Consider the following 12,155-nt stretch of genomic DNA (forward strand, 5'->3'; position numbering starts at 1 on the left):
GTATTATATTCTGTGGATATTAAGGTGAACGTAACCTTCAATTATAACCAACAGACAATCATCCCAGAAAACTACACGCTGGCAGGTTTACGCGGGCGGCGTCGACGCTGCCCTTCCCCTGCTGGCCGGGATTCACCGCTGCGCCACGGGTTCTCGCCGCCGGATTTCGCTTCGCCGTTTCGGCGCGGCGGTTTACCGGATGCTTTCGGCGCGCCGCCTTCCGAACGGCGCGGCTGCTGCTGTCCACGACCACCGCCGCCGCCACGCTGCTGACGGCCATTCTGAATCGGCTCCGCCTGAATAGACGGATCGACATCGTAGCCTTCGGTGGTGATGCGCGGGATCTCTTTCTTCAGCAGACGCTCAATATCGCGCAGCAGTTTGTGTTCATCGACGCAAACCAGAGAGAGGGCTTCGCCAGTGGCCGCCGCGCGACCGGTACGGCCGATACGGTGAACATAATCTTCCGGCACGTTTGGCAGCTCGTAGTTCACCACGTGCGGCAGCTCTTCAATGTCGAGACCGCGGGCGGCGATGTCCGTTGCCACCAGCACGCGAATGTCGCCAGACTTAAAGTCCGCCAGCGCACGGGTACGCGCGCCCTGGCTCTTGTTGCCGTGGATTGCCGCGCTGCGGATGCCGTCTTTATTCAGCTGTTCCGCCAGGTGGTTGGCGCCGTGTTTGGTGCGGGTAAAGACCAGCACCTGCTGCCAGTTGCCTTGCCCGATCATCTGGGAGAGCAGCTCGCGCTTGCGTTTTTTATCCACGAAGTGAACATGCTGCGTCACCTGCTCGGAGGCGGTGTTGCGGCGCGCCACTTCCACTTCCAGCGGGTTATGCAGCAGCTTTTCAGCCAGCGCCTTGATCTCGTCTGAGAAGGTCGCGGAGAAGAGCAGGTTCTGACGACGTGCAGGCAGTTTAGCCAGCACGCGGCGAATGTCGTGGATAAAGCCCATATCCAGCATGCGGTCAGCTTCATCCAGCACCAGAATTTCAATCTGATCGAGCTTCACCGCGTTCTGGTGTTCGAGATCCAGCAGACGGCCCGGCGTTGCCACCAGCACGTCCACGCCGCCGCGCAGTTTCATCATCTGCGGGTTGATGCTCACCCCGCCGAAAACCACCAGCGAGCGAATGTTGAGATAGCGGCTGTAATCACGCACGTTCTCGCCAATTTGCGCGGCCAGCTCGCGGGTTGGGGTCAGGATCAGCGCACGGACCGGGCGACGGCCTTTAGCGTGCGGCTGGTTTTTTACCAGCAGTTCTAACAGCGGCAGGGTAAAGCCCGCGGTTTTTCCGGTACCGGTCTGGGCGCTGGCCATCAGGTCACGGCCCTGCAACACGGCAGGAATCGCCTTCTGCTGAATAGGGGTTGGCTCGACGTAGCCCTGCTCTGCGATTGCGCGCAGAATTTCCGGGTTCAGGCCAAGGGAATCAAAAGACATAAAAACTCCGAACCGCCCCGACCGTCACTGGTGTAGTTTTCAGGGAGATATTACGAATAGGGAGGACAAAAACCACAATGTCGTGAAGTTGCGCAGTGTAGCAGCTTTTGTGACGTGGCGCATAAAATATCCCTTAGCCGCGCCTCGACAGCCCTTTTCTTTGGGGAAGTCAGCTGGACAAACCCCGGAACCGGGCATAATCTTAATCAATCGATTGATTAATTTTTAAAACCGCCATGAATACGACTCCGACCACCACCAAAGGTGAACAGGCCAGAAGCCAGCTCATAGCCGCCGCACTGGCGCAGTTTGGCGAGTATGGACTCCACGCCACCACGCGGGATATCGCCGCGCAGGCCGGACAAAACATCGCGGCCATTACCTACTATTTTGGCTCAAAAGAGGATCTTTACCTCGCCTGTGCGCAGTGGATCGCCGATTTCATCGGCGAGAATTTCCGCCCACACGTTGAGGAGGCAAGTGCGCTGCTCAGCCAGCCCTCACCCGACCGGGCCGCTATCCGCCAGCTGATCCTCAATGCCTGCCACAATATGATCCGCCTGCTGACGCACGACGACACCCTGAGCCTGAGCAAATTTATCTCCCGCGAGCAGCTCTCTCCCACTGCCGCCTACCAGCTGGTGCACAGCCAGGTGATTGACCCGATGCACGGCCATTTAACCCGCCTGATCGCCGCCTATACCGGCCAGGATGCACACGACACCAACACCATTTTGCATACCCACGCCCTGCTGGGCGAAGTGCTCGCGTTTCGTCTGGGGCGAGAAACCATTTTGCTACGTACCGGCTGGACACAATTCGATGAGGATAAAGCCGCACAGATAAGCCAGGTCATTACCTGTCATGTTGACCTGATCCTGCAGGGTTTAACGCAAAGGAGCCTGAAGTCATGAAAAAACCTGTCGCCATCATTCTGGTGGTCGTTGTTCTGCTTGCTGCGGGCATCGGCGGCTGGCTGTGGTATCAAAGCCAGCAGGATCGCGGCCTGACGCTCTACGGCAACGTAGATATTCGCACCGTGAATATGAGCTTCCGCGTCGGGGGGCGACTTGCCTCACTCAACGTGGATGAAGGTGACGCTATCAAAACCGGCCAGACGCTGGGGATGCTGGATAAAGCGCCCTTCGAGAACGCCCTGATGCAGGCAAAGGCGGGCGTCTCCGTCGCGCAGGCGCAGTATGATTTGATGCAGGCTGGCTATCGTGATGAAGAGATCGCCCAGGCCACCGCCGCCGTCAGACAGGCGCAGGCGGCGTATGACTACGCGAAGAACTTCTATAACCGCCAGCAGGGGCTGTGGAAAAGCCGCACGATTTCTGCCAACGACCTGGAAAACGCGCGTTCGTCCCGCGATCAGGCTCAGGCGACGCTGAAATCGGCGCAGGATAAATTGAGCCAGTACCGCACAGGTAACCGCCCGCAGGATATCGCCCAGGCAAAAGCCAGCCTCGAGCAGGCGCAGGCGCAGCTGGCACAGGCGGAACTGGATCTGCGCGACACCACCCTGGTTGCCCCGTCCGACGGCACGCTGATGACCCGCGCCGTGGAGCCGGGCAGCATCCTGAGCGCGGGCAGCACCGTCTTAACGCTCTCCCTGACCCGCCCGGTGTGGGTACGCGCCTATATTGATGAGCCGAATCTCGGCCAGATGCAGCCGGGCCGCGAGTTGCTGCTGTACACCGATGGACGCCCGGACAAGCCGTACCACGGGAAGGTCGGCTTTGTCTCCCCCACCGCCGAGTTCACCCCGAAAACCGTTGAAACGCCGGACCTGCGCACCGATCTGGTCTACCGCCTGCGCATCATCGTGACCGATGCAGACGATGCGCTGCGCCAGGGCATGCCCGTGACCGTAAAACTCACCGACGGGGAACGACATGAATGACGCGGTTATCCAGCTCAATAATCTGGTCAAGCGCTTCGCCGGGATGGATAAACCCGCCGTCGCGCCGCTGAACTGCACGCTGCAAAAAGGCTACGTCACCGGGCTGGTTGGCCCGGACGGCGCGGGTAAAACCACGCTGATGCGCATGCTCGCGGGCCTGCTGAAGCCGGATGAAGGCTCGGCCAGTGTGCTCGGCCTCGATCCGATTAACGACGACGGTGCGCTCCACGCCATGCTGGGCTATATGCCGCAAAAGTTCGGTCTGTATGAAGATCTGACGGTAATGGAGAACCTTAATCTGTACGCCGACCTGCGCAGCGTGACCGGTGATACCCGGCAGAAAACCTTCGCCCGTCTGCTGGAGTTCACCTCGCTTGGGCCGTTTACCGACCGTCTGGCGGGGAAACTCTCCGGCGGGATGAAGCAGAAGCTGGGGCTGGCCTGTACGCTTGTAGGTGAGCCGAAGGTGCTGCTGCTTGATGAGCCCGGCGTCGGCGTCGACCCGATCTCACGCCGTGAGCTCTGGCAGATGGTGCATGAGCTGGCGGGCGACGGCATGTTAATTCTGTGGAGCACCTCCTACCTCGACGAAGCCGAGCAGTGCCGCGACGTGCTGCTGATGAACGAGGGAGAGTTGCTCTATCAGGGCGAGCCCACCGCGCTGACGCAGAGCATGGCCGGGCGCAGCTTTCTGCTGCACAGCCCGCAGGAGACCAACCGCCAGCTGCTGCAGCGGGTCCTGAAACTGCCGCAGGTCAGCGACGGCATGATTCAGGGCCGTTCGGTACGCGTGATCCTCAAAAAAGAGGCGACCGCCGACGATATCCGCCAGGCCCAGGGCATGCCTGAGATTGAGATAAACGAAACCGCCCCGCGCTTCGAGGATGCGTTTATCGACCTGCTCGGCGGTGCGGGAACGTCGGAATCCCCGCTGGCCGCTATTCTGCATACGGTCGAGGGCACGGCGGGTGAAACGGTGATCGAGGCGAAATCGCTCACCAAAAAATTTGGTGATTTTGCCGCGACGGATAACGTTAACTTCACGGTGAAGCGTGGCGAGATTTTTGGCCTGCTGGGGCCAAACGGCGCGGGAAAATCCACAACCTTTAAAATGATGTGCGGCCTGCTGGTGCCTACCTCCGGCAAAGCGCTGGTGCTGGATATGGACCTCAAGGTCAGCTCCGGCAAGGCGCGCCAGCACCTCGGCTATATGGCACAGAAGTTTTCGCTCTACGGCAACCTGACGGTCGAGCAAAACTTGCGCTTTTTCTCCGGCGTCTATGGCCTGCGGGGACGGGCGCAGAACGAAAAAATCAGCCGCATGCGCGACGCGTTTGGCCTGACCAGCATCGCCTCCCATGCCACCGACGAACTGCCGCTCGGCTTTAAGCAACGCCTCGCCCTGGCCTGCTCGCTGATGCACGAGCCGGATATTCTGTTTCTCGATGAACCGACGTCGGGCGTTGACCCGCTCACCCGCCGCGAGTTCTGGCTGCACATCAACAGCATGGTGGAAAAAGGCGTGACGGTGATGGTCACCACCCACTTTATGGACGAGGCGGAGTATTGCGACCGTATCGGGCTGGTCTATCGCGGCAAGCTCATCGCTCACGGCACGCCGGACGATCTCAAAGCGCAGGCCGCCGATGATGACGTCCCGGACCCGACCATGGAGCAGGCGTTTATCACCCTCATCCACGACTGGGATAAGGAGAATGCTCATGCGCAGTAATGCCATTTCGTGGCGCAGGGTGCGCGCGCTGTGCGTCAAAGAGACGCGGCAAATTGTGCGCGACCCCAGCAGCTGGCTCATTGCAGTGGTGATCCCCCTGCTGCTGCTGTTTATCTTTGGCTACGGAATTAACCTCGACTCCAGCAAGCTGCGGGTCGGGGTGTTGCTGGAGCAGCAGAGCAAAGAGGCGCTGGATTTTACCCACGCCCTGACCGGCTCGCCCTACATTGACGCGACGATTAGCGACAACCGCCAGGAACTGATCCAGAAGATGCAGGCAGGGAAAATACGCGGGCTGATCGTCATTCCGGTGGATTTTGCCGCCAACATGGCGCGCGCCGGAACCGAGGCGCCCATCCAGGTGATTACCGACGGCAGCGAGCCTAACACCGCCAACTTCGTGCAGGGCTACGCGGAGGGGATCTGGCAGCTGTGGCAAATGCAGCGCGCCGAGGATCGCGGCGAAACGTTCGAGCCCCTGATCGACGTGCAGACGCGCTACTGGTTTAACCCCGCCGCCATCAGCCAGCACTTTATTATTCCCGGTGCGGTGACCATCATCATGACGGTGATTGGCGCGATCCTCACCTCGCTGGTGATTGCCCGCGAGTGGGAGCGCGGCACCATGGAGGCGCTGCTCTCAACCGAGGTCACGCGGGTGGAGCTGCTGCTCTGCAAGCTGATCCCCTACTATTTCCTCGGCATGCTGGCGATGCTGCTCTGTATGCTGGTGTCAGTGTTTATCCTCGGCGTGCCATACCGCGGCTCGCTGGTGCTGCTGTTCCTGATCACCAGCCTGTTTTTGCTGAGCACGCTCGGCATGGGACTGCTGATTTCCACCGTCACCCGCAACCAGTTTAACGCCGCGCAGGTGGCGCTGAACGCCGCGTTCCTGCCGTCGATTATGCTGTCCGGTTTTATCTTCCAGATAGACAGCATGCCTGCGGCCATCCGGGTGGTGACCTATATCATTCCGGCGCGCTACTTCGTGAGTACCTTACAGAGCCTCTTCCTTGCCGGGAATATTCCGGCGGTGCTGATTATCAACATCCTGTTTTTGATGGGGTCGGCCGTGATGTTCATCGGCCTGACGTGGATGAAGACCAAACGGCGATTAGATTAACCAACGGATTTAGTAGGTCGGGTTCGCGTACGCGCCGCCCGACAGGAGGACGACACAATGTTTCACCGTTTATGGACATTGATCCGCAAAGAGCTGCAGTCGCTGCTGCGCGAGCCGCAGACGCGCGCGATACTGGTACTGCCGGTATTAATTCAGGTACTGCTGTTCCCGTTTGCCGCCACGCTTGAAGTGACTAACGCCACCATCGCGATTTATAACGAGGACAGCGGCAAACATTCCATTGAGCTGACCCAGCGTTTCGCCCGCGCGAAAGCTTTTACGCACGTGCTGCTGCTAAAAAGCCCGCAGGAGATCCAGCCGACCATCGATACCCAGAAAGCGCTGCTGCTGGTGCGTTTCCCGGCCGATTTCTCGCGCAATCTCGACACCTTCCAGACCGCGCCGATGCAGCTCATCCTCGACGGGCGCAACTCCAACAGCGCCCAGATTGCGGCCAATTATCTGCAGCAGGTGGTGAAGGATTATCAGCAGGAGCTGATGGCGGGCAAACCCAAACCCAACAACAGCGAGCTGGTGGTGCGGAACTGGTATAACCCAAACCTCGACTACAAGTGGTTTGTGGTGCCGTCGCTGATCGCCATGATCACCACCATCGGCGTGATGATCGTCACTTCGCTCTCCGTGGCGCGCGAGCGCGAGCAAGGCACGCTCGATCAGCTGCTGGTCTCACCGCTGGCAACCTGGCAAATCTTCGTCGGCAAAGCGATTCCGGCGCTGATTGTCGCCACCTTCCAGGCCACCATTGTGCTGGGTGTCGGGATTTGGGCATACCAGATCCCCTTCGCCGGTTCGCTGGCGCTGTTTTACTTCACCATGGTGATTTACGGGCTGTCGCTGGTCGGGTTTGGCCTGCTCATCTCAGCGCTCTGCTCCACGCAGCAGCAGGCGTTTATCGGGGTATTCGTCTTTATGATGCCGGCGATATTGCTTTCGGGGTACGTCTCACCGGTAGAGAACATGCCGGTCTGGTTACAGGATCTGACGTGGATAAACCCGATTCGACACTTTACGGATATCACCAAGCAGATCTACCTGAAGGATGCGAGTCTGGACATTGTCTGGGGAAGTTTATGGCCGCTACTGGTCATCGCGGCCACGACGGGTTCAGTGGCCTATGCGATGTTTAGACGAAACATCGCGTAGCTTTTTCTCTTTGGTCAGTAACGAGACCACCGCAGGCCCTGCGAGGATTGTCAGACCCGCCAGGGCCAGCAGCAGGTTGTTTTGCAGCACGCGCGACAGCAGCCACAGGACGATCATCGCCGCGCCAAAATACCAGGTGGTGGTCAGCTCCTCGAGCACATCACCTACTTCACGCCAGCGTGCTTCATGGTGACGCTGCAAAAACAGCATCGACAGCACGGTCACGCCGTAAACCACACACAGGCCTAAGCCAACACGCACCAGCGTACCGCTCATCCAGCCCATCACCAGTACGGCCACGACCAGTAAATGCAACATTATCTGCCAGCAACTCAGTCCCGTTGCGACACGAACGCGTTGTTGCCACTTCATGGCTTCTCTCCTGAAGGATTTTTCTCTGCTAATTCAGACTACCGCACTTTACGGAAAATTCCGTAACGCCGCATCTTTTTGTGACGACGACTACACTTTATTTTCATCAGGATAGTGACGCTGGCAGGAGTGTATGACCAATAAAAAACAGCATTTCTCACTTAAGGTGTTGACGATTAATATTCATAAAGGCTTCACAGCATTTAATCGCCGCTTCATTTTACCGGAACTGCGCGACGCTGTACGCACCGTCAGCGCGGATATTGTCTGCCTGCAGGAGGTGATGGGCGCGCACGAAGTGCATCCGATGCACGTAGAAAATTGGCCCGATACGCCCCACTACGAATTTCTGGCGGATACCATGTGGAGCGATTACGCCTACGGGCGCAACGCGGTTTACCCGGAAGGGCATCACGGCAATGCGGTGCTGTCGCGTTTTCCCATTGAGCATTACGAAAACCGCGACGTCTCCGTCGGTGAAAGTGAAAAACGCGGGCTGCTTTACTGCCGTATCGCCCCGCCGGATCTGACATTCCCCATCCACGTGGGCTGTGTGCATCTCGGCCTGCGGGAGGCGCACCGCCAGGCGCAGCTGCAGATGCTCGCTGAGTGGACCAACGCCCTGCCGGAAGGCGAGCCGGTGGTGGTCGCGGGCGATTTCAACGACTGGCGGCAGCGGGCGAATCATCCGCTGAAGGCAGAAGCCGGGCTGGAGGAGATATTCACCCGCGCCCAAGGCAGGCCAGCCCGCACGTTCCCGGTGCGCTTTCCCCTGCTGCGCCTTGACCGCATCTACGTAAAAAATGCTCACGCCAGCAGCCCAACCGCGCTGGCGCTTCTTAACTGGCGACATCTGTCTGACCATGCCCCGCTCAGCGCGGAGATACACCTATGAAATGTACATGGCAGGAAGGAAACCGTATTACGCTGCTGGAAAATGGCGATAACTATTATCCGGCCGTCTTTGAGGCTATCGATCGCGCCCGGCAGAGGGTGATCCTTGAAACCTTTATCTGGTTCGAAGACGACGTTGGCAAGCAACTGCACAGCGTGTTGCTGCGCGCCGCCCAGCGCGGTATCAAAATCGAAGTGCTGCTCGACGGCTACGGTTCGCCCGATCTCAGCAAAGAGTTTGTCAGCGAACTGACCTCCGCTGGGGTGGTATTCCGTTACTACGATCCCGGCCCGCGCCTGTTTGGCATGCGCACCAACCTTTTCCGCCGTATGCATCGCAAAATTGTGGTGATCGATGAGACCGTGGCATTTGTCGGTGGCATTAACTACTCCGCCGAGCACATGTCGGACTACGGTCCTGAGGCCAAGCAGGACTATGCCATTCGGATCGAAGGCCCGGTGGTGCAGGATATTTTGCTGTTTGAACTGGAGAACCTGCCCGGAAAAGAGGCAGCGCGCCGCTGGTGGCGACGCCGTCATCGCCCGGAAGAGAACCGCCATCCCGGCGAGGCCCAGGCGCTGTTTGTCTGGCGCGATAACGGCGAGCACCGGGACGATATCGAACGCCATTACCTGAAGATGCTGGCGAACGCGAAGCGCGAGGTGATTATCGCCAACGCCTACTTCTTCCCCGGCTACCGCCTGCTGCACGCTATGCGCAGCGCCGCACGCCGTGGGGTACGCGTGAAGCTAATCGTTCAGGGCGAGCCGGATATGCCGATTGTGAAGGTGGGCGCGCGCCTGCTCTATAACTATCTGGTGAAAGGCGGCGTGCAGATATACGAATATCGCCGCCGACCGCTGCACGGCAAGGTGGCACTCATGGACGATCACTGGGCGACCGTCGGCTCCAGCAACCTCGATCCGCTGAGTTTGTCCCTTAACCTGGAAGCCAACCTGATCATCCACGACCGTCAGTTTAACCACACCCTGCGCGAGAACCTTCACGGACTTATCGTCAACGACTGTGTGCGGGTGGATGAAACCATGGTGCCCAAACGCACATGGTGGAACCTGGGCATCGGCGTGGTGGTGTTCCACTTCCTGCGCCACTTCCCGGCGATGGTAGGCTGGCTGCCTGCGCATACCCCAAAACTTGAACTGGTGGACCCACCGGTGCAGCCCGAAATGGAAACCCAGGACCGCGTAGAAGCGGAAAATGGAGGGAAAACCTGATGTCAAAATCCCATCCCCGCTGGCGTCTGGCGAAGAAGATCCTCACCTGGCTGTTCTTTATTGCCGTCGCCGTGCTGCTGGTCGTGTATGCCCAGAAAGTTGACTGGGAAGAGGTCTGGAAGGTGATTCGCAACTATAACCGCATGGTGCTGCTGAGCGCCGTCGGGCTGGTGATTGTGAGTTATCTGATGTACGGCTGCTATGACCTGCTAGGACGCGCCTACTGCGGCCATAAGCTGGCAAAACGCCAGGTGATGCTGGTGTCGTTTATCTGCTACGCCTTTAACCTGACGCTCAGCACCTGGGTCGGTGGGATTGGCATGCGCTATCGCCTTTACTCGCGCCTCGGGCTGCCGGGCGGCACCATCACCCGCATTTTCTCGCTGAGTATTACCACCAACTGGCTGGGCTATATTCTGCTCGGCGGGGTGATATTCACTGTCGGCGTGGTGCAGCTCCCGGCGCACTGGTATATCGACGAAGCCACGCTGCGTATTCTGGGTGTAGTGCTGCTGCTGATCATTGCCGTGTATCTCTGGGCCTGCGCATTTGCCAAACGTCGCCATATCACCATCAAAAAGCAAAAGCTGGTGCTGCCGTCGTGGAAATTTGCGGTTCTGCAAATGGCGGTCTCCAGCGCGAACTGGATGGCGATGGGGGCCATTATCTGGCTGCTGATTGGCGAAGACGTGAATTACTTCTTCGTGCTCGGCGTGCTGCTGGTGAGCAGTATTGCCGGGGTTATCGTGCACATTCCCGCCGGGATCGGCGTGCTGGAGGCGGTGTTTATTGCGCTGCTTGCCGGAGAGCATGTCTCGCAGGGAGCCATTATTGCCGCCCTGCTTGCGTATCGCATGATCTACTACTTCCTGCCGCTGGCGCTGGCCACGGTGTGCTATCTGGCTCTGGAAAGTCGTGCGAAGAAGCTGCGGGCGAAAAACGAGAAGGCGATGGCAAAATAAAAGCAAAACGGCAACCTTGTTGCCGTTTTTAGTGTGTGTTCCCTCTCCCGTGGGAGAGGGTCAGGGTGAGGGCATCAGACCGCACCGTCACCCGTGAAAAACTTATCGACGATTACCCATAATACGCAGCAGCATCAGGAACAGGTTGATAAAGTCCAGATACAGCGTCAGCGCGCCAAGAATGGAGTATTTGCGCAGGGTGGTACCGTCACGCACGTCAATCTGGTTGCCAATGTTTTTCAGCTTCTGCGTGTCGTACGCCGTCAGCCCCACAAAGACCACCACGCCGATATAGGTCACGGCCCACATCAGCGCCTCGCTTTTGAGCCACAGGTTGACCAGCGACGCCAGCACAATCCCAATCAGCCCCATAAACAGCATGCTGCCTAAACCGCTCAGGTCACGTTTGGTGGTGTAGCCGTAAAGACTCATCGCACCGAACATCCCCCCGGCCACCACGAAGGTGCTGGCGATGGAAGAGTAAGTATAAACGATAAAGATGCTGGAGAGCGTCAGCCCCGTCAGCGCCGAATAGAGCATAAAGAGCGTGGTCGCCATGCCAGCGCTGAGCTTATGCACCAGCCCTGAAAGCACGAATACCAATGCCAGCTGCGCGATAATCAATCCAAAGAAGGTGATTTTGCTGGAGAAGATAAACATCATCAGCTCGGGCGTATTTGCCGCATACCACGCGATAAACGCGGTCAACAGCAGGCCGACCGTCATCCAGCCGTAAACCTGAGCCATATACGTCTGCAGGCCGCTACGGGTCTGCTGTACTATCGAATCGGAACGCGGAAATCGGTCCATGATTCACTCCTGATTAAGTAGAGACACACGTTAAGACTAACACATCTGCGTCAACCTGTTACCAACGGCTGGCGGCCTGTTTGTCGCTGTCGCGCGACTCTACCCAGCGGTCGCCTTCCGGCGTCGCTTCACGCTTCCAGAACGGGGCTTTTGTTTTGAGGTAATCCATAATGAACTCCCCCGCCGCAAAGGCGCTGCTGCGGTGTGCGCTGGTCACGCCAACAAACACAATCTCTTCACCCGGCCACATTTCGCCGATGCGGTGGATAACCGTGACGCGCCCGAGCGGCCAGCGGCCCCGCGCTTCAACGACGATCTCCGCGAGGGATTTCTCAGTCATGCCCGGATAGTGCTCCAGGGTTAACGCCTTGACGCTGTCGCCGAGGTTATGGTTACGCACTTTGCCGGTAAAGGTGACGACCGCGCCATCTTCATCGCGCTCGGCCAGCCAGGCATATTCCGTGCCGACGTTAAAACGGTCGGGGCTGACCAGAATTCGGGTGTCGTCCAT

The 12,155-nt window shown here is 58.6% G+C and carries 12 protein-coding genes; 8 read left to right on the forward strand and 4 right to left on the reverse strand.

Going from position 1 to position 12,155, the window contains the following annotated elements; all coding sequences use genetic code 11:
• Positions 1 to 71 precede the first annotated feature (71 nt).
• On the reverse strand, positions 72 to 1,445 hold the full coding sequence (gene rhlE, locus FFS28_RS05760) for an ATP-dependent RNA helicase RhlE (RefSeq protein WP_137849022.1): 1,374 nt from the start codon (positions 1,443 to 1,445) through the stop codon (positions 72 to 74).
• A 236-nt stretch (positions 1,446 to 1,681) separates the two neighbouring features.
• Between rhlE and cecR the strand changes: the two genes are divergently transcribed.
• Genes cecR through FFS28_RS05785 form a run of 5 tightly spaced genes read left to right on the forward strand, consistent with a single transcriptional unit; the run spans position 1,682 to position 7,370 of the window.
• The gene (gene cecR / locus FFS28_RS05765) at positions 1,682 to 2,359 is read left to right on the forward strand and encodes a transcriptional regulator CecR (protein WP_058610586.1); all 678 of its coding nucleotides are present in this window, start codon (positions 1,682 to 1,684) and stop codon (positions 2,357 to 2,359) included.
• On the forward strand, positions 2,356 to 3,351 hold the full coding sequence (gene hlyD, locus FFS28_RS05770) for a secretion protein HlyD (protein ID WP_137849023.1): 996 nt from the start codon (positions 2,356 to 2,358) through the stop codon (positions 3,349 to 3,351). The genes cecR and hlyD overlap by 4 nt, the downstream gene beginning before the upstream one ends.
• Positions 3,344 to 5,083 (forward strand): ATP-binding cassette domain-containing protein, encoded by a 1,740-nt coding sequence (locus FFS28_RS05775; protein WP_101738015.1) that lies wholly within the window; start codon positions 3,344 to 3,346, stop codon positions 5,081 to 5,083. Before hlyD ends, FFS28_RS05775 begins: the two co-directional genes overlap by 8 nt.
• Positions 5,073 to 6,206 (forward strand): ABC transporter permease, encoded by a 1,134-nt coding sequence (locus FFS28_RS05780; RefSeq protein ID WP_042321052.1) that lies wholly within the window; start codon positions 5,073 to 5,075, stop codon positions 6,204 to 6,206. The genes FFS28_RS05775 and FFS28_RS05780 overlap by 11 nt, the downstream gene beginning before the upstream one ends.
• Positions 6,207 to 6,263: 57 nt before the next feature.
• A complete protein-coding gene (locus tag FFS28_RS05785; protein ID WP_058610584.1) occupies positions 6,264 to 7,370 on the forward strand; it encodes an ABC transporter permease in 1,107 nt (368 codons plus the stop codon).
• On the opposite strand, the gene FFS28_RS05790 is transcribed toward FFS28_RS05785, so the two are convergent.
• Entirely contained in the window at positions 7,332 to 7,742 is a 411-nt protein-coding gene (locus tag FFS28_RS05790; RefSeq protein ID WP_137849024.1) for a YbhQ family protein, read from the reverse strand. The two genes, FFS28_RS05785 and FFS28_RS05790, sit on opposite strands and share 39 nt — an antisense overlap.
• Before the next feature lie 133 nt (positions 7,743 to 7,875).
• On the opposite strand from FFS28_RS05790, the gene FFS28_RS05795 reads away from it, so the two are divergent.
• From FFS28_RS05795 to FFS28_RS05805, 3 genes are read left to right on the forward strand one after another with little or no spacing between them, the layout of a single operon-like run.
• Complete coding sequence (locus FFS28_RS05795; protein WP_137849025.1) at positions 7,876 to 8,637, forward strand: endonuclease/exonuclease/phosphatase family protein; 762 nt, start codon at positions 7,876 to 7,878, stop codon at positions 8,635 to 8,637.
• Positions 8,634 to 9,872 (forward strand): cardiolipin synthase ClsB, encoded by a 1,239-nt coding sequence (gene clsB / locus FFS28_RS05800; protein WP_058610583.1) that lies wholly within the window; start codon positions 8,634 to 8,636, stop codon positions 9,870 to 9,872. The genes FFS28_RS05795 and clsB overlap by 4 nt, the downstream gene beginning before the upstream one ends.
• Positions 9,872 to 10,834 (forward strand): lysylphosphatidylglycerol synthase domain-containing protein, encoded by a 963-nt coding sequence (locus FFS28_RS05805; RefSeq protein ID WP_006177269.1) that lies wholly within the window; start codon positions 9,872 to 9,874, stop codon positions 10,832 to 10,834. The genes clsB and FFS28_RS05805 overlap by 1 nt, the downstream gene beginning before the upstream one ends.
• A gap of 102 nt (positions 10,835 to 10,936) precedes the next feature.
• Here FFS28_RS05805 and FFS28_RS05810 read toward each other — a convergent pair whose 3' ends face one another.
• Positions 10,937 to 11,644 carry a Bax inhibitor-1/YccA family protein gene (locus FFS28_RS05810; protein ID WP_058610582.1) on the reverse strand — a complete coding sequence of 236 codons (708 nt, stop codon included), beginning with the start codon at positions 11,642 to 11,644 and terminating at the stop codon, positions 10,937 to 10,939.
• Positions 11,645 to 11,702: 58 nt separating this feature from the next.
• Positions 11,703 to 12,155, reverse strand: a complete 453-nt coding sequence (gene moaE / locus FFS28_RS05815; protein WP_006177267.1) for a molybdopterin synthase catalytic subunit MoaE — start codon at positions 12,153 to 12,155, stop codon at positions 11,703 to 11,705.

It is taken from the genome of Enterobacter sp. 2VL (assembly GCF_005503595.1).
Taxonomy (GTDB): domain Bacteria; phylum Pseudomonadota; class Gammaproteobacteria; order Enterobacterales; family Enterobacteriaceae; genus Enterobacter; species Enterobacter cancerogenus.

What these genes read in the sequence shown, in the direction of transcription:
- cecR (WP_058610586.1), top strand. Translation starts at nt 1,682, where the DNA reads ATGAATACGACTCCGACCACCACCAAAGGTGAACAGGCCAGAAGCCAG.
- clsB (WP_058610583.1), top strand. Translation starts at nt 8,634, where the DNA reads ATGAAATGTACATGGCAGGAAGGAAACCGTATTACGCTGCTGGAAAAT.
- moaE (WP_006177267.1), bottom strand. Translation starts at nt 12,155, where the DNA reads ATGGACGACACCCGAATTCTGGTCAGCCCCGACCGTTTTAACGTCGGC.
- FFS28_RS05780 (WP_042321052.1), top strand. Translation starts at nt 5,073, where the DNA reads ATGCGCAGTAATGCCATTTCGTGGCGCAGGGTGCGCGCGCTGTGCGTC.
- FFS28_RS05810 (WP_058610582.1), bottom strand. Translation starts at nt 11,644, where the DNA reads ATGGACCGATTTCCGCGTTCCGATTCGATAGTACAGCAGACCCGTAGC.
- FFS28_RS05790 (WP_137849024.1), bottom strand. Translation starts at nt 7,742, where the DNA reads ATGAAGTGGCAACAACGCGTTCGTGTCGCAACGGGACTGAGTTGCTGG.
- FFS28_RS05785 (WP_058610584.1), top strand. Translation starts at nt 6,264, where the DNA reads ATGTTTCACCGTTTATGGACATTGATCCGCAAAGAGCTGCAGTCGCTG.
- rhlE (WP_137849022.1), bottom strand. Translation starts at nt 1,445, where the DNA reads ATGTCTTTTGATTCCCTTGGCCTGAACCCGGAAATTCTGCGCGCAATC.
- FFS28_RS05795 (WP_137849025.1), top strand. Translation starts at nt 7,876, where the DNA reads ATGACCAATAAAAAACAGCATTTCTCACTTAAGGTGTTGACGATTAAT.
- FFS28_RS05805 (WP_006177269.1), top strand. Translation starts at nt 9,872, where the DNA reads ATGTCAAAATCCCATCCCCGCTGGCGTCTGGCGAAGAAGATCCTCACC.
- FFS28_RS05775 (WP_101738015.1), top strand. Translation starts at nt 3,344, where the DNA reads ATGAATGACGCGGTTATCCAGCTCAATAATCTGGTCAAGCGCTTCGCC.
- hlyD (WP_137849023.1), top strand. Translation starts at nt 2,356, where the DNA reads ATGAAAAAACCTGTCGCCATCATTCTGGTGGTCGTTGTTCTGCTTGCT.